The organism is Paenibacillus sp. S29 (assembly GCF_049319765.1).
Lineage (GTDB): Bacteria > Bacillota > Bacilli > Paenibacillales > Paenibacillaceae > Paenibacillus > Paenibacillus polymyxa_B.
Genome location: NZ_JBMOUI010000008.1, coordinates 100,169 through 117,727 on the forward strand (window position 1 = coordinate 100,169; position 17,559 = coordinate 117,727).

General features: G+C 45.1%; 14 protein-coding genes. 12 read left to right on the top strand and 2 right to left on the bottom strand.

Going from position 1 to position 17,559, the window contains the following annotated elements; genetic code table 11:
- Nucleotides 1-56: 56 nt before the first annotated feature.
- From ACL9RM_RS15325 to ACL9RM_RS15365, 9 genes are all read left to right on the top strand, one after another.
- Entirely contained in the window at nucleotides 57-353 is a 297-nt protein-coding gene (locus ACL9RM_RS15325) for a hypothetical protein (protein ID WP_061828288.1), read from the top strand.
- A 126-nt stretch (nucleotides 354-479) separates the two neighbouring features.
- Nucleotides 480-1,283, top strand: a complete 804-nt coding sequence (locus tag ACL9RM_RS15330) for an MBL fold metallo-hydrolase (protein WP_061828289.1) — start codon at nucleotides 480-482, stop codon at nucleotides 1,281-1,283.
- Nucleotides 1,284-1,420: 137 nt separating this feature from the next.
- Nucleotides 1,421-2,440: an aldose 1-epimerase gene (locus ACL9RM_RS15335; protein ID WP_013310435.1), complete on the top strand. Its 1,020-nt coding sequence runs from the start codon at nucleotides 1,421-1,423 to the stop codon at nucleotides 2,438-2,440.
- A gap of 154 nt (nucleotides 2,441-2,594) precedes the next feature.
- Nucleotides 2,595-3,296, top strand: coding sequence for a FadR/GntR family transcriptional regulator (locus ACL9RM_RS15340; RefSeq protein ID WP_414126393.1), 702 nt, complete (start codon nucleotides 2,595-2,597; stop codon nucleotides 3,294-3,296).
- A 98-nt stretch (nucleotides 3,297-3,394) separates the two neighbouring features.
- Nucleotides 3,395-4,939, top strand: a complete 1,545-nt coding sequence (locus ACL9RM_RS15345; RefSeq protein ID WP_250268467.1) for a 2-isopropylmalate synthase — start codon at nucleotides 3,395-3,397, stop codon at nucleotides 4,937-4,939.
- A gap of 164 nt (nucleotides 4,940-5,103) precedes the next feature.
- Nucleotides 5,104-6,492 (top strand): class II fumarate hydratase, encoded by a 1,389-nt coding sequence (fumC, locus tag ACL9RM_RS15350; RefSeq protein WP_250268466.1) that lies wholly within the window; start codon nucleotides 5,104-5,106, stop codon nucleotides 6,490-6,492.
- A gap of 200 nt (nucleotides 6,493-6,692) precedes the next feature.
- Entirely contained in the window at nucleotides 6,693-8,159 is a 1,467-nt protein-coding gene (locus tag ACL9RM_RS15355) for a potassium/proton antiporter (protein WP_061828294.1), read from the top strand.
- 221 nt (nucleotides 8,160-8,380) lie between these two features.
- Nucleotides 8,381-9,502 carry a phosphodiester glycosidase family protein gene (locus ACL9RM_RS15360; protein WP_250268465.1) on the top strand — a complete coding sequence of 374 codons (1,122 nt, stop codon included), beginning with the start codon at nucleotides 8,381-8,383 and terminating at the stop codon, nucleotides 9,500-9,502.
- Nucleotides 9,503-9,542: 40 nt separating this feature from the next.
- Nucleotides 9,543-10,547 carry a copper amine oxidase N-terminal domain-containing protein gene (locus ACL9RM_RS15365; RefSeq protein WP_322160931.1) on the top strand — a complete coding sequence of 335 codons (1,005 nt, stop codon included), beginning with the start codon at nucleotides 9,543-9,545 and terminating at the stop codon, nucleotides 10,545-10,547.
- 125 nt (nucleotides 10,548-10,672) lie between these two features.
- Here ACL9RM_RS15365 and ACL9RM_RS15370 read toward each other — a convergent pair whose 3' ends face one another.
- Nucleotides 10,673-11,212 (bottom strand): helix-turn-helix domain-containing protein, encoded by a 540-nt coding sequence (locus ACL9RM_RS15370; RefSeq protein ID WP_250268463.1) that lies wholly within the window; start codon nucleotides 11,210-11,212, stop codon nucleotides 10,673-10,675.
- A 269-nt stretch (nucleotides 11,213-11,481) separates the two neighbouring features.
- Between ACL9RM_RS15370 and ACL9RM_RS15375 the strand changes: the two genes are divergently transcribed.
- Both ACL9RM_RS15375 and ACL9RM_RS15380 read left to right on the top strand, forming a co-directional pair.
- Nucleotides 11,482-11,895: a DoxX family protein gene (locus tag ACL9RM_RS15375; RefSeq protein ID WP_061828297.1), complete on the top strand. Its 414-nt coding sequence runs from the start codon at nucleotides 11,482-11,484 to the stop codon at nucleotides 11,893-11,895.
- Between the two features lie 48 nt (nucleotides 11,896-11,943).
- Nucleotides 11,944-12,810 carry a VOC family protein gene (locus tag ACL9RM_RS15380; protein WP_250268462.1) on the top strand — a complete coding sequence of 289 codons (867 nt, stop codon included), beginning with the start codon at nucleotides 11,944-11,946 and terminating at the stop codon, nucleotides 12,808-12,810.
- A gap of 73 nt (nucleotides 12,811-12,883) precedes the next feature.
- Here the strand turns inward: ACL9RM_RS15380 and glsA are convergent, their stop codons facing one another.
- Nucleotides 12,884-13,822 carry a glutaminase A gene (glsA, locus tag ACL9RM_RS15385; protein ID WP_061828299.1) on the bottom strand — a complete coding sequence of 313 codons (939 nt, stop codon included), beginning with the start codon at nucleotides 13,820-13,822 and terminating at the stop codon, nucleotides 12,884-12,886.
- Nucleotides 13,823-14,142: 320 nt separating this feature from the next.
- Here glsA and ACL9RM_RS15390 point away from each other — a divergent pair, with 320 nt between their 5' ends.
- On the top strand, nucleotides 14,143-17,559 hold the full coding sequence (locus ACL9RM_RS15390) for an amino acid adenylation domain-containing protein (protein ID WP_422759376.1): 3,417 nt from the start codon (nucleotides 14,143-14,145) through the stop codon (nucleotides 17,557-17,559).

A 17,559-nucleotide genomic window follows, 5' to 3' on the forward strand; every position in this document is an offset into this window, starting at 1 on the left:
AGGTTCACAAATCAGTTTTGGTACTATTTAGTGAAAATGAAAGGGCGGATAGATGAATGACAGAGCAAAATTCACCTCAGGAAGTGAAAGAAGTACATATTCAACAGGCACAAATGACAAAAGATGAGAATGGTGCTTATCTGGGCCAAGTGGTATTTAAAGTAGAGGGACAGAGTTCTGTATATGAAATCACATTCCACAGCAAAAGGGGAAAGGAATGGGATTACAGTCTCCATTTTGCGGGAGAGCCACGGGTGGAGGAAGAGATGCTGCAAATGGATAGCTGGATTGAAGAGAACGATGATTTGTTCGACTATTTGCTAGATACGGCATGGAGCAAATTACCCGAGTAATGTAAACATGGTCTATTTTCGTGACAAGCGGATTATATTTAGCAGTGTCCGCATAATCTGCTGACATGGGGGAAGCCTAAAGGTCGATGTTAACAGGAAATTCCATGTGAATAGGAGGGTGAAGCTTTGGCAAATCATCTGTTCACCGAAGGAATGACGGCAAATGAAGAGGCTGCTCCCGATCTCCTGAGCTTACGGACGCTGTTTGTAAATATGTGTTTTATTGGGGAGCCGGGAAGCCGTTCCTGGGTGCTGGTGGATACGGGGATGACAGGATTTACAGACTCGATTATACGCCTGGCAGAGGAACGGTTCACTGGCCCTCCGATCGCTATTGTGCTTACACATGGTCATTTTGATCATGTAGGTTCGGTTATTGAGTTGGTACAGCATTGGGGTACACCTGTTTATGCACATCCTTTGGAATTACCTTATTTGACGGGAATGAAGGATTATCAAAAACCTGACCCTAGTGTAGGGGGAGGTTTAATGTCGGGCATTTCCTTCTTATACCCTAATGATGCTATAGATCTCGATGATCGCATCACATCACTGCCCCCAGATGGCAGTGTCCCCGGTGCCCCTGGTTGGAAGTGGCTGCATACGCCAGGACATACACCTGGTCATGTATCGCTTTTTCATGAGCGAAGAAGGTTAATGGTGGCCGGTGACGCTTTTATTACGGTGAAACAGGAATCGGCACTGGCCGTTATTTTACAGGAAAAAGAAATACATGGGCCTCCTGCGTATTTTACGACAGATTGGCAAGCTGCGCAGCGTTCGGTGGAAATGCTGGCCAAGTTAAAGCCTGAGATTGCAGTCACAGGACATGGTCATTACATGCATGGTGCTGAGCTGACAGATCAGCTGGAGCGACTGGCGGGAGATTTTGAGCACATGGCTGTACCCAAACAGGGCCGTTATGTGTAGTGATGTGTGAAGGACGATGCCTTGCGGGGCATCGTTTTTTGTGTGGACGTGGAATTTTTTTGCTCAGCATGGTATAGTCAAGCCAAAAGCTAAACGCTTTCATTAAACATCGTCATTTCATCAAGGAGGATTTTTTGATGACACAACAACATGCTGCAATTGGTGATCTTTATTATGGAATACCGGCGATTCGTCTTAAATTTGGACGATATGAAGCAGTTGCCCTGCCGGGAAACGGCGCAAATCTGATTTCTTTTCGTGACAATGAAACGGGATATTCTTTTCTGCGTGAGCCAGATGCTGAGAGCATAGAGGCTTTTAAGCAAAGTCCGTCCGTTTACGGAATTCCTTTCCTGTTTCCTCCGAATCGGTATGAGGATGGAAAATTCCTGTGGAATGGTGTTACATATGAGCTGCCGATAAATGAAGAGGCGACCCACAACCATCTGCACGGCTTTTTACACACTGTTCGGTGGGAGGTTGAGGACTACGGTTCTGGGGAGCAAGGTAGCTATGTGGTAATGAATCAGCATGTAAGGGAAGGACATCCCATGTTCCGCTATTTACCCTTCACCTTTACCATGAAGTTAACGTACAGCCTGGACGAATTTGGCCTGCATCAGCGTTATGTGATCCATAACGAGGGCGATCAACCGATCCCCAACTTATTTGCCTTTCACACAGCGATTCGCGTTCCGTTCGTACCCGATAGCTCGCCTGAGGATTACAAGATTAAGGTCACAATCGGTGAGCGTCGTGAGCTGACGGAACGGTTGTTGGCCACAGGTCAGTTCCAGCCTTTATCTCCGGAAGAGGAACTGCTGAAGACGACGGGAGTTAGTCCTTATTTTGCCTCTATGGATAATCATTACACGGCAGCTCCGCAAAATGGACGCAACTACATGGAACTGACACACAGTAAGACAGGTGCTACCCTCGTATACGATGTAGGCACAGCTTATAAGCATTGGATGATCTGGAATAACAAAGCGAACAAGGAATTCATCTGTCCTGAGCCGCAAATGAACATGATCAATGCACCGAATCGTCCGGACCTGCCAGCAGAGGAGATCGGATTGATTGCACTGGCTCCAGGCCATATTTTTGAAGCAACCAGCCGTTTGTATTGTATTACACCTAATAAATCGAAATCCTAACATTTAAATTTATCCTTATAGGCCTGTATCGTGTCCAACGGTGCAGGCTTTATTTGGGTATGTAAGCACAGGTAAGGACCAATGGGGAAGGAGGACGAAAAAGGTTGCAGAATGACAAGCAGTCGTAGTATGATACGAAACAGGAGATGATCAGATGAATTTTCCTTTTCAAGCCGTCAAACGCAAGCAAATCGCCGATGAAGTGGCTGAACAGCTGCAACGAAAAATTGCTGCTGGTGAATGGAATGTGGGCACTAAGATTCCAACCGAGCCTGAGCTCATGAAGCTATTCGGAGTCGGGCGATCTACAGTACGTGAAGCGGTTAGCGTTCTGGTGCATGCCGGTCTATTAGAGAAAAAGCAAGGACACGGAACTTTTGTCTGCCAACCGACGACTTCTCAAGAGCCATTGGATTACCGTCTAAGCCGTGCTGAAATTATTGAGGTTTATGAAGTGCGGAGTGTGTTGGAACTAGAGATTGCCAGATTGGCTGCATTACGTCGTAATGACGAGGATTTACGCTTAATGCGTGCGGCGTTGGACCGTCGTGCTGCAACTTTGGCCGCTGGAGATTTGACTGGGTACCTAGATGCGGATATCACTTTTCACTTGGCTGTTGCCGGAGCTACACGCAATAAGGTGCTTACAGACGTATATGGCAGCTTTGTAGAGGCCATCCGCAAGGCGTTGAACAATCTCATTACCGATCCAGCGATGCAAAATCATTTTACTCTGCAGCATGAAAAAATATATGAAGCAATCCGTGATCAGGATGGCAAGGCTGCCGAACTTTATAGCATTCAACATTTGGACGGCACCAAGCTGGAGCTGGAAAAGCATATGGGAAGTTCATAATTTTTTTATCCTTAAACATCAGATGATCAGATGAATATAATGACCTTTGAGCCTTTTATTTGAGCATCTCCTAAAATCAAACCAAAGGTGGTATCTGTATGCGCAAAATATGGGTGTTGGACACAACGTTAAGAGATGGAGAGCAATCACCAGGAGTTAGCTTAACCAGCACAGAAAAGGTGGAAATTGCTCTTCAACTGCAAAAATTAGGCGTAGATCGGATTGAGACTGGCTTTCCAGCAACCTCGCCTGGTGAGATTATCAGCATGCAGGAGATTGCCAAACAGGTTACCCAAGCAACACTGGTTGGCTTTGCACGCTCGAAAGAACAGGATATTGATGCAGTCAGAGAGGCGCTACGAGGAGCTGAGGATACCTGTCTTCATTTGTTCCTGGCTACCTCACCCATTCACCGCCAACATAAGCTGCGAATGGATAAAGCGAAAGTATTAGAGACCGCTGCTGCTGCCATTCGTTATGGACGCAAGTATTTCAGCAAGGTAGAATTTTCAGCAGAGGACGCCAGTCGTACCGAGCTGGACTTTATTTGTGAAGTCGTGGATATGGCGATTCGTGCTGGAGCGACGGTCGTCAATTTACCGGATACGGTGGGATATGCCTCGCCGGATCAGTTCGGTGAAATGTTTAGAATTGTAAAGCAACAAGTGCCCGGTATCGAAAAAATACAACTTAGTACACATTGTCATGATGATCTTGGCATGGCAACAGCTAACACGCTGGCGGCCATCCGTAATGGTGTAGATCAATTTGAAGGTACCATCAATGGAATCGGTGAGCGAGCCGGAAATACACCTATCGAGGAAGTTGCACTGGCCCTTGATACCAGAACCGAGCTTTATGGTGCACAAACGAGTCTGGTTTTGGAGGAGCTGTATGCCACCAGTCGCCTAGTGAGCAAACGTACGGGGATGTCGGTACCGGGAAACAAGGCCATTGTTGGAGCCAATGCGTTTGCTCACGAGTCCGGTATACACCAGGACGGAATGCTTAAAGAGCGTACAACGTATGAAATCGTGTCCCCTGAACGTATTGGTCTGAAGACGAGTAAACTTGTGTTGGGCAAGCACTCGGGTCGACATGCATTTAAAGAAAAACTGGCGGACATGGGGTTTGATGCTTTGACGGAGGAACAGCTGCAAGAGGCGTTCCGCAAATTCAAGGCCTTGACGGATAAGAAAAAACAGGTGTTGGATGAAGACTTGCTCGTCCTGATGGACGAAAGCCGCAATGCCTCACCTCAAATGTACACACTGGATTCCATTCAGGTGTCTTATGGCAATCAGTCGGTTCCAGTCGCATCCATTCGGTTGAGTAAACAAGATGGGACAGCAATTGATGAAGTAGCAATGGGTAACGGTTCTGTAGATGCGATTTTCCATGCTATAGACAAGGCCAGTGGTGAAGAGGTGGAGTTGGAGGATTATTCGATCCAATCTGTAACATATGGCAAAGATGCGTTGGGGGAAGTACACGCTATTTTGAGGCAAGGTGAGTACACAGCTCTGGGAAGAGGCACAAGTACTGATATTTTGGAAGCTAGCGCCAAAGCTTACATCGATGCGCTGAACAAGCTACTGGGCAGAAAAGAAGTCCATGGCAAAAGCAATATCACCATTAGTTGAACCTAGTAGCCATGCTTGTAAATGAAATTTCCTTTCGCCTCCTCTGGCCGCATCGTAAAAAAGCGCTTGCAAAATAAATGATAACATTTGAAATTTAATGTATAATAGGCAAGAGAGAGCACCATATTTTGTCTGAATTACATAGGCCAAGAGGAGGAAATGAGTTGAACTACCGCATCGAAAAGGATACGTTGGGCGAAATCAAGGTACCGGCAGACCGTCTGTGGGGAGCGCAAACACAGCGCAGCAAGGAAAATTTTCCGATTGGCTCGGAGAAAATGCCATTAGAGGTCATACAGGCGTTCGCGGTGCTTAAAAAAAGCGCGGCGATCAGTAACTATAAGCTGGGTAAGTTATCACAGGAGAAGCAGGACGCCATTATTTATGCAGCGGACGAAATTCTCGCAGGGCGGGTTGATGACCATTTCCCGTTGGTTGTATGGCAGACAGGAAGCGGTACGCAGTCCAATATGAATGTAAATGAAGTGATTGCTCATCTGGGAAGCCAATGGTTACAAGAGCAGGGAAAAGGTACGAAGCTGCATCCCAATGACGATGTAAACATGTCGCAAAGCTCAAATGATACGTTTCCTACGGCGCTTCATGTAGCGGGTGTCATTGCAGTGGAGGACCGTTTGTTGCCTGCCATTGATATGCTGAAAGAGACTTTTCAACAGAAGTCAGAGCAATTCAAGGATATTATAAAAATTGGGCGAACCCATTTACAAGATGCGACACCGCTTACGCTGGGTCAGGAAATAAGCGGCTGGTATGCTATGCTGGACAAGAGCAAGCGAATTATCATCGACACGGTGCAATACATGAAGGAGCTGGCGATTGGCGGAACCGCGGTGGGGACAGGAATTAACGCTCATCCAGAGTTCGGCTCCCGAACCTCTGCGGAAATTTCTAGTTTCACTGGCAAAACGTTCACTTCCGCACCCAATAAATTTCATGCACTGACCAGCCACGATGAAGTGGTGGCCGTACATGGAGCAGTCAAAGCGCTCGCGGCTGATTTGATGAAAATCGCCAATGATGTTCGCTGGCTGGCAAGTGGCCCGCGTAGCGGCTTGGGCGAAATCACGATTCCTGCTAACGAGCCAGGTAGCTCCATCATGCCAGGTAAGGTGAATCCGACTCAAAGTGAAGCACTGACGATGGTCGTTACGCAAGTAATGGGTAATGATGCAGCTATCGGCTTTGCTGCGAGTCAGGGTAATTTTGAACTGAACGTGTTTAAGCCAGTAATCATCTATAATTTTTTGCAATCTGTTCATTTGCTGGCCGATTCCATGATTGCTTTTAATGACAACTGTGCGATTGGCATCGAGCCTGATCTCGCTAAAATTGAGCACAATTTGAATAATTCGCTGATGCTGGTGACGGCATTGAATCCACATATCGGATATGAAAATGCCGCTAAAATCGCCAAACTTGCACATGCAGAAGGGCTGTCCCTAAAAGAAGCGGCACTCCGCAGCGGACTGTTGACTGAAGAACAGTTCGATCAATATGTTGTACCTGCGCATATGATTCATCCTAAAGCCTAAAGCACGACGATAGTCTCTGCTTAAGCCCTATAAAAAATATACAAACCAGCTCATGGAGTGCGATTTAGCACAAACCATGAGCTGGATTTTTTGATTTTATTATATAATTTTTTATTTAGGATTAGTATTCTGTGTGATTTGAGGGTATATAGATAGAAGGCGAAAAATTGAACATCTATTTTCAAGATAGGAGAAGCCGTATGGAACAGACAACCGTTATTAATTTGATTGTACTTTTGCTGTCCGGCTTGCTGCTGGTCGGCGTGCTGACTACCAAATTTTCCAGCCGTTTCGGTATGCCTGCGCTCGTTTTGTTTATTGCCGTAGGTATGGTGCTCAGTCAGTTTATTTATTTTGATAATGCCTTTATCACACAGCTGGTGGGCATACTCGCGCTCATTGTAATCTTGTTTGAAGGCGGGATGCAGACAAAGTTTGCAGATGTTAAGCCGGTTATTCGACCTGCAATGTCATTATCAACGTTAGGGGTCATCATTACGACCGTAGTCATTGGCGTATGCGCCAAGTTTATTTTAGGCGTAAGCTGGATGGAATCCATGCTGTTTGGCGCTATTGTCGGATCGACCGATGCGGCGGCCGTGTTTTCCGTTCTAGGAGGTAAAAACATCAAAAAACGAATTACCTCAACGCTCGAAGCGGAATCCGGCAGTAATGACCCGATGGCTGTATTTCTCACGGTAACATTGATTGAGCTGATACATCACCCTGAGCAATCCATTTGGATACATATCTTGTTATTTTTATGGGAAATGGGTTTCGGTTTAGTCGTTGGTTTTGTACTCGGACGCATAGGTGTATATGCAATTAATAAAATGAATTTTGATTCATCCGGTTTGTATCCTGTGATGGCGCTGGCATTTGCGGTCTTGACGTATGCGGCCGCATCGTTACTGGAGGCAAGCGGATTGCTGGCGGTTTATGTCATGGCCATTGTCTTGGGAAATTCCGACTTGACCTACAAGCGATCCATTATCCATTTTAACAATGGTTTCGCCTGGATGGTGCAGATTATGATGTTTGTCCTGCTCGGGCTATTGGTCTTTCCCGATCAATTGCTGGGCATTGCGTGGCAAAGCTTGGCGCTCTCCTTCATCCTCATGCTCGTGGCTCGTCCAATAGGCGTATTCCTAAGCTTACTTTTTTCCAGGTACTCTGTGCGCGAGAAGACACTGTTATCCTGGGCAGGACTGCGGGGGGCGGTACCAATTGTACTAGCAACCTATCCTTTACTGGATGAGATGGATGTAGGACCCTTGTTTTTTAATGTTGTATTTTTCGTCGTGCTCACTTCTGCGATTATTCAAGGTACCACTATTTCGTGGCTAGCGGTGAAGCTTGGCTTGATGGACCCTAACGAGACGTCATCTCCTTCACTGCTGGAATTAGTTTCTCTGGGAAAAACCACTTCGGAAATCAACCACATTCAGGTACAAAAAGGGATGTCGATTGCGGGCAAAGCGATTCAGGATATACAGTTGCCTGAAGACATTTTATTCACAGCCATAATTCGGAACGAGCAAATTATTGCCCCGAGAGGCACGACGGTGATTGAACCGGGCGATACATTGTATGTGCTTAGTCCCAAACTCAAGCGACAGCAGATGAAAGAACTGTTCATGCTGCTCGAACCAGAGGCTGCTCCGTAAAAAGCGTAGAGTACCCTTAATTACAGTCCTTCACATTCATGTGGAGGACTTTTTCCTGTATTTTTTTCAGAGTGGATGAATCTGTTAAAAAATTGACACTATCATTCTACAAAATTAGTTTATGATATTGTCGTTAGATGTCGCTGCCTATCGTTACGGATCATTTGATGGGCCATAGTGATGAATAAGATAGAAGTCACCAATAACAGGAGAGATGATGAATGAAACCGGAAGTCTTGCCAAAGCGTGCAGTAGCTCGCAGGCAGAAAAATAGAAAAAAGAAACGAAAAGGAAAATTCGGTCGTTTTATACTGCGACTGTTTATTGTATTCCTGGTAGCAGGAATAGGGGGTGGTGCGTGGTTGTTCTTAACGTCATCTGGCAAGGACATGCGCTATTTGGCTGCGGATACGCTGATCACGACCCAACATCGTCACTGGGCGAAGTACTTTATCGGTGAAGCAGAGGCGAAAAAACGTGTGGCTGAATATTCGGCCCGTTTTGAAGCGATGGGTGAGGAGAAGGACAGACATACAATCAATCTGCCTGAGCTGATACCGACCAAAGTACAACAAACGCCGCTGGTTGAAGTGGAAGAGGTATCGGGCCGTAACTATCATGGCTATGTTATGACGGTTCATGACCCCACTAAAATTCGGCTCGGGGTTCCTGCCAAGGTCGGCCGGGGAGAAAGGGTATCTAGTATGGTCGAGCGTTTAGGGGCTGTTGCTGGAGTAAATGGCGGTGGCTTTGCCGATCCCAACTGGAATGGGAATGGTTTTAAACCGATTGGCGTTGTCATTTCCCAGGGCGAGATATACTACAATGACATGGGCAAAAATGCCTCTGTTCAAATCGTAGGTATTGATAAACAGGGAAAAATGATAGCCGGTCACTATTCGTTGTCAGAGTTGTCCAAAATGAATGTACAAGAAGCGGTTACTTTTCAACCACGCCTAATCGTGAATGGGAAAGGTTTGATTCGCAATGCAAGCGAGGGGTGGGGAATTGCTCCCCGTACCGCAATGGGGCAAAGAGCAGACGGGGCCATTATATTCGTGACCATCGACGGTCGTCAGCCTGGGTACAGCATTGGTGCCAACTTGTATGATATGCAAAATATTTTGCTTAAACATGGAGCGGTTATCGGTGCTAATCTGGATGGAGGCTCTTCAACGGTGCTCGTCAAGGATAATGCCATTGTGAATAAGCCTTCTTCTGAATACGGAGAGCGGTATTTGCCGACTGCGTTTCTCGTATTTGAGCATCCAGAGACCGTTAGTATCCCGAACATATGGGAAGGTCTGAATCCTGGAGACATTGATGCAGCCAAAAAGAGATAGATCTGGAATAAAAAGTCTATTGAGTGAACGGAGACTGATGATGAAGCTAAAACGAGCAGGATTTCAGCGATTGTTTGTCGCCTTGTCAATGCTATCCTTACTCTTGACCACAATGCATCAAGCGGTTGCCGAAGCTGCTGAACAGGGTGCTATAGCGTCTCAATCAACGCAGTTCATAGATATTGTTATAAACGGTCAACCTATAGACAGCAAGGCTAAGCTTCTACTGATCCACGGAAAGCTCATGGTTCCGCTTAAACCTTTCGCCGAAGCTGTGGGTGCAACCTACCACTGGGATGTCAAAAAGAAGCAGGTTACGCTACAAAAGTGGGCGGAGTCCTTGGTTCTTAAAGAGCGGTCACGTAAGAACCAGCAGCAACTTACCTTTGAGCTTGTAAGTAAAGAAGTATATGTACCTCTGAGAGATGTGTCGCTTGAATTAGGTTATACGCTTGAGAAGACAAATTCACAGATTCAGGTTCAGCCAGAGATTCATGGTAAAATAAAAGAAAAAATATACGAGGGGGATCTGGCCACAGCGCGTGATGCATTAACTCGTTTAGGCAGACGTTCTGTCCATCCTTATATAGAAGCACACCGTCCTAACACTGAGCTCCTGTCCAGTGTCTACATGTTCCCCCAAGGTGAAGCATTACGGTATTTTACAGTGAACGGGGATGTGCTAAGTCTGGTTGAAGTGAAGGACGGTTTTCCAGTTGTCACCTATCAAGGGTATGTGGGAGCCCCCTTTGATAAAGAATTTACAATGGAATACGACCCGCTGGGGCGTTTTTTGGAGAATAAAGCCAAAAATCAGTGGGGAATTTATCCGAAACTTAATAAGCCGCTGATCTACGAGTTCACTACAGGATGGGGAGACAGCAGTACCACTTTCTATGGGCGTATTACTACGGATAAAAAAGAAGAACTGCTGGGTACTACTGGTGATCCGATAACTGGACTCCCGGCTAATACCAAACAAATTATGAAAACCTTCAAGCTGCCGTGGGAATCGCGTACCGATGCCCAGCAGGCGACGAAATAAGTTAAGAGCAGCAATAGCAAATGAAAATATAAGAAGCGCGGATCGTTGAAGTAAAGATACTTCCGGTACGCGCTTTTTTTAATGGAATTTGTACTTTTGTTACTTCGTGCTTGCGTAAATATCGATTAAGCGTCATTATCTGCTTCGAGAAACACGGAGATCAGAATTCGGGCGTTGCTATCTCCCACATTTTTGGCATAGTGGGGGATAGCTGCTCTCCAGCTAAAGGAATCTCCTGCTTCCAGGGTAGCTGAATCCTCGCCTTGCTCCACGTATACCGTGCCTTCCAAGATAAAATGAATCTCATCCCCCCCATGAGCATGCTCCTCTTCTGTAGACGAGCCTGGCGGCATGTCCACCAGCATCATTTTAACGTTTCCTTGCCCCCCCAAATGATCAACCTGGAGGTTGTTTTTACCATATAAGGTTTTACGGCGCTCGTCCTTGCGAATCACTTGCATCCGTTCCTCATCTTTAAGAAGCAGAAAAGCGAGAGGGACCTTAAGCGCATTAGCGATACTGTCCAATGTAGCGATGGAAGGGGAGGTTTTATTATTTTCTACTTGACTCATAAACCCTTGCGATAGTCCGGTTCGTTCGCATATTTGCTGGATGGATAAATTTTTACGTTTACGAGCAGCGCGTATGTTGCATCCTATACTCATAGAACGTTCCTCCTTTAAGGAAATATAATGTATACTAATTTAATATTTATCATACCAAATAATTTGTTGACAGACTACAGTTTCTTATGATAAATTCACATTACAAAATAATTATTTCTATTACTAATAATTCGAGTTTGATTCACACTAATGTGTTGCGGCATAGATTCAGACAGGATTATTTTTTTAACCAAATTATTAGTAATATAAATTAATTATTCATATGCACTTGTATGAGTGTAATAAACAAACAGAATGGAGAGATAAACATGAGTTCAGCAAGCAGAAACATTTCTACAATTATGCGGGTGGCACTGGGAATTTTGTTTTTGGCACACGGAATTGCTAAATTCCAAATGGGGTTGGGTAATGTAGCAGGCTGGTTTGCCAGCATTGGCGTTCCAGGATTTCTAGGCTATGTCGTTGCGGTGATTGAGTTGGTCGGCGGGATTGCATTGATTCTTGGATTGCTTACTCGTTATGTATCTGGGCTTTTGGTTATTGTTTTGATCGGCGCCATTTTTACAGCAAAACTGTCCGGCGGGTTGATGGGGAATGGTCAAGGCGCTGGCTATGAGCTGGATATTGCTTTTATTCTGGTAGCTCTTCATCTGGTATTTGCACCAACGACTCGCTTGTCTCTGGACTCTTTGTTCGGGCGTCGTGAGTCAACAGAAAAGTAATTTTTGGTTGCTTTAGTCCTCCAATCCATGTAGAAAGAGGGAAATCTCATGACAGCACATATACATGACAACACCAAAATTGGGCAGGTTTCATTAAAAGTTAGTAACTTGGAGCGTTCTATTCAATTTTATACAGAGGTGGTTGGTTTTCAGCTAATGCGTCAAACGGCGAATACCGCCGAATTGACTGTCGATGGGAAGCATGCGCTACTGATCCTTAACTATATTGAAAATGCAGTTATTCTGCCGCGTCAATCTGCTGCCGGGTTATATCATTTTGCTATTCTTTTACCAAACCGTGTAGCTCTGGGCCTGTCCTTACGTAATCTGCTGGCTCATGAGATTGAAATCGGACAGGGAGATCATGATGTAAGTGAAGCCCTCTATATCCATGATCCCGATAATAACGGAATTGAAATCTATGCAGATCGTCCCCGTGATCAATGGAAAAAGGATGCTAATGGATTTTACATGATGGGAACAGATCCCGTGGATGCAGAAGACTTGGTTGCGATTTCCGAAAATTTACCTTGGCAGGGACTACCTCAGGGAACGGTAATCGGGCACGTCCACTTCCATGTGTCTAATTTGCTCAAAGCACAGCAATTTTATTGCGATGTGCTTGGCTTTGACATTACGTGTCGGTATGGCTCTTCAGCCTTGTTCGTTTCCGCAGGTGGTTACCACCACCATATGGGCTTGAATATATGGGCAGGTGAAGGAGCCCCACCAGCTCCTGAGCACGCTGCCGGATTGGATTATTTTGAATTGATCGTACCAGATCAGAAGGAATTGGATGCCATTGTCGCTCGTTTAGAGGCAGCAGGCTATGGAGTGCAAGAACGCGAGGGCGCCAAGTATGTAGCTGATCCGTTCCGCATTCAAATTAAACTGATTAACGGTCAAATCTCGTAACAAAGAAGGCACGTAACAAAAAAGGGTATTCCTATTAAGCCGTAAAGGCTGGGAATACCCTTTTTTCGTATACTTAGAACAAGCTCCAGTCCAAATCCCGAGACATCTTCTCCAGCAAGTGTACACCAGCTGTACTGTTGCCCATACGGTTCAGAGAAGGTCCAACCAGTCCAATGCCATATCGTCCGGGTACCATCGTCATAATACTGCCTGATACGCCGCTTTTGGCAGGTAGTCCGACTTGAATGGCGAATTCCCCTGAGGCGTCATACATGCCACATGTCGTCATAAATGTTTTGGCGATCTGTACATAGCGGCGGGGAATCAGCGGTATACCTGTCACTGGATCTCGACCATTGTAAGCTAATACAAGTCCCATACGAGCTAAATCAGTACAGTTCAATTTGACAGCACAATGTCTGAAATAAACTTCAAGCACATCCTCCACATGACCTCTTAAAATTCCTTTTTCCATTAGAAAATAAGCAAGGGAACGGTTCAAATGGCCTGTAGCTGATTCTGAATCGTAGACATCCTGATCATATTCCAATGTGTCATTGTGGGTAAGCAGGCGGAAAAATTGGAGAACACGGGCAAATCTCTCTTCTGGACTGTTCCCGCGAATCAGAGAGGAGACTGCGATTGCTCCGGCGTTAATCAGTGGGTTAAACGGAATGCCCGGTTCAACTAGTTCTAGCTTTAGCATGGAATTAAAACGGTCTCCGGTAGGCTCCATACCCACTTTAGAGAAGACAACGTCCTCTCCATTATCCATCAAGGCCAGAATGAGCGTAAATACCTTTGAGATACTTTGCATCGTAAATTGGATTTCCGTATCTCCGGCTACCACAGTTTCACCCGCACCGTTCATTACAACAACACCCAGCGCGTCGGCCGGGGCTTTGGACAGCTCAGGAATATATGCTGCTACCTTGCCATGAATATACTCATGACGGCTTTGTTCTACCCATTCCGGCAGTTTGGTCTGTAATCTCTGCCACTCCGATGTCATTTCTTTTCCTCCAGTCGAGTAACCAATCTGTGGTATTTTATTGTAGAGCAAAAAGTAGCTATATACTTATTTTAAAGAAATTTTCAGTTGAAAAACAAGCTCTGATGTCATTTCTTTTTCTCCAGTTAAATACCCAACCTAATGTAATATCGGTATTATGGTTTATCCTCTGTAGTCTTCATTCACTTCATCCAACTGCCTATCCGAAATCACTTCTAAGTGCCACACATACTCTTTTTTAGCGTTGGCTCATAAGAAAGATTCCCATTTTTAAAAAAAGTTAATAGGAGAAGGAGATGAAGTGGAACATGTTACACGGTATGTTAGCGGATTACCCGCGGGAGAAAACGATTCATCAATTGTTTGAAGAGCAGGTTGAGCGCACACCGGATCACATAGCGGTTGTATTTGGGGACAAGCACTTGACGTATGCTGATCTGAACAAACAGGCTAATCAACTAGCACATGTTTTGCGGGCTAAAGGTTTAGATAATGACGAGGCTGTCGGAATTATGGTCGAATGTTCATTGGAAATGATCATCGGAATTTTCGGGATTTTAAAAGCTGGGGGAGCCTATGTGCCGATTGATCCTGAATACCCGAAGGAACGTATACGCTATATGCTGACGGATTCTGGTGCAAATCTCCTGCTGACCCAGCTTCCAATCCACCAACAAACAGAGCTCGCCAGTGTTGTACTGGATTTGTTGGACAAGCGGAACTATGGGAAAGAAACAGGGAACCTCACATCTAATCAAGGTTCCGATACTCTTGCTTGCATTATGTATACGTCTGGCTCTACCGGCGAACCTAAGGGCGCCCTGACGATGCACTACAATATTATACGTGTTGTTAAAAAGACAAATTACATCCAATTCTCGTCAAAAGATAGGATATTACAAGTGGCCAGTTTTTCGTTCGATGGTTCTACATTTGGTATTTATGGGGCTTTGCTTAACGGAGGCACTCTCGTATTGAACTCACAAGATCAAACCATGAATGCACGTGAGCTATCAAGCGTCCTACGGACACAACAGATCACGAAATGCTTCGTCACGACAGCACTTTTTAATGCATTGGTGGATGTGGATCCCGATTGCTTTGCAACTATTGAAACCTTGCTATTCGGTGGTGAGAAGGTTTCAGTCAGCCATGTGCGTAAAGCGTTTGCCCGTCTAGGTCCGGGCCGTTTAATTCATGTCTATGGACCGACAGAGAGTACGGTATTTGCTACTTATTACCCGATTGATCATTTGGACGAAAATGCAAATACCGTACCGATCGGCAAACCAATCAGCAGCACGAAGGTTTACATCTTGGATCAAGAGCAGCATCCTCTGCCGCAGGGAGTTGCAGGTGAACTGTACATCGCTGGCGATGGATTAGTTAAAGGTTATTTGAATCGTCCAGAGCTGACAGAAGAGAGGTTTATTCAGTCATCATGGGTACCTGGAGGCAGGTTGTATCGAACTGGAGATTGGGTGCAAGAGCAAGCGGACGGAAACATCGAATATATCAGCCGGATCGACGATCAAGTGAAAATAAGGGGTTTTCGAATTGAGCCTGGGGAAATAGAGTCGCATTTATTAAAAGTAGATGATATACAAGAAGCGGCAGTTATCGCCCGTGAAAAGGAGGACGGTCAAAAGCAGCTGGAAGCATACTTTACGGCGACCAAAAAACTGACAGCAGATGAAATTAAAACCGCTCTCTCTATAAAGCTGCCAAATTACATGATTCCATCTTTTTATATACAACTAGAGCAAATGCCATTGACACTGAATGGTAAGATGGACCGCAAGGCACTGTTGGCCCTTGAAGAGAATATACATGGTGGTGCAGAATATGTGTCTCCGAAGCCGGGACTGGAAACGAAGCTGATGGACATCTGGCAGGATGTATTGGGGGTGCAGCAGTTCAGTGTTTTAGATAGCTTCTTCGACCTCGGTGGGCATTCTATTCATGCGCTTACATTAATGTCGAGAATGGAGCGTGCAGGATATCACGCCACTTTAACAGACATTTACCACTATAAAACGATTCGGGCACTCGCTGATTACCTTCGTTCAACTCAGAATAGTGTTATAGGGTCCCAAAAGCAGCAGGACATCATAGAAACAACACAAGAGTTGATGTCTTGGCTTCACCAAGAAACAGATGGTGTTTACGAGCTGGTGAAATACCAAGTAAGGGATTTTATTCACGAAGTTAGAGATATTCAGGTGCTTTACTACGACACGGCGGCCGACGTAAACCATATCATGCGGATCATGGATGGGAAAATAGCTCAAGAGCTACTGCCTCACTACATTGTACCACTGCATCAAAAAGCTAAAATGGCTGATCCATACTGGACCATGGATGAAGAGGAGTTTTTCCAGCGTCTGGGCTTAAAAAGCATGGATCTGGATCAGGCGGCAAGTTTACGCAAGCGGCTGGAAGACGATTATTTGAGAAAAGATCAGTGGATTAAAACAGGGCAAGTGGCACAAGAATATCCGCTAAGTGGAATTCAACAAATGCAAATCTCGTTTCATACACCTCCAAGCTTAGGTATATTTAGGCTAGATGAGTGTGTGAATTACGATTTTTTGGATCAGGCTTACGCTCTTTTTATACAAAGTCAAGGATTACTGAGAAGCGTCCCGGTCCAAAGAGATGGATGGACTTATTGGAGGGAATACGTACTTTCTAGCGATGGTTTGCCAAAGCTCAACATCATTGACGTGTCGGATTACAATCCATGTGGTCCTATTACGGACATGATAAATGATTATGTAACGAACACCCGATTCGCCGGAGAACATACTTTGTTCCACATGTTTGTGCTGAAACGAAACCTGCGTGAACATTATGTCATTACTATTTATCATCATGCGATATGCGATCGGGTGACCTCGGAAGTAGCCGAACGACAGTTGATTGCTTACTACAGGAGTCTGCTTCAAAATCGACCCCTTCCTAAGGATGAAGTGAAGCCCTATGTGGAGTATGTTAAACAAATCCAAAGTGGACCGAAAGGGATCACGGAACAAGAATTGATATCAGCCTTTAATTTGGAAGCGTTCCAAAAAAGCAAGCAAAACGTCTTCCAAGCTCCGAAGCTTCGAACGAGCACAGAAGCCTACCTGTTTAACGTAAGTATCCCTGCTGAAGATCCTTCTTTGGAGTTTGCGCTTTCTGTCTATACAAAGGGCTTGCAAACTTATTTAGGTATGGATAAGCTACCATTGTTATTTTTATATGATGGAAGAAGGTACGACGAGGCGGCTTATTATAACACGGCCGGTGAATTTATCGATTTTGTGCCTATGCTGATGGAACTGAAGCAGAATCCAGATGAAATGATGCAGTCTGTCAGAAGCAGACTAGACTTATTAAAGCACCACACGATTAATTTTATGCATCTTTTTACGAGTCCTGATTACAAAGACAAGTGGAAACGTGCCAGAACACTTGCACAGTTTGGGAAGCAGTACGAGCAACTAGACTTATTCATGTTTAACTATTTAGGAAACAGTGCCAAAGCAGGCTCAAAATACAGCAATTATTATGATGATACTGTCATAAAGCAACCAAATCCGCTGCCGATCTATTCACTGTTCAATTGCATTGCTTCTTCCTACACGGACGGCCTTATTTTTTCTATACGATGCAGTTACGAGATAGAGGTTAAGGAAGTCAGGGCTGCTTTTTATCAAGCTGCAGGTATGGCATCCCGGATAGGGGAGGTTTAA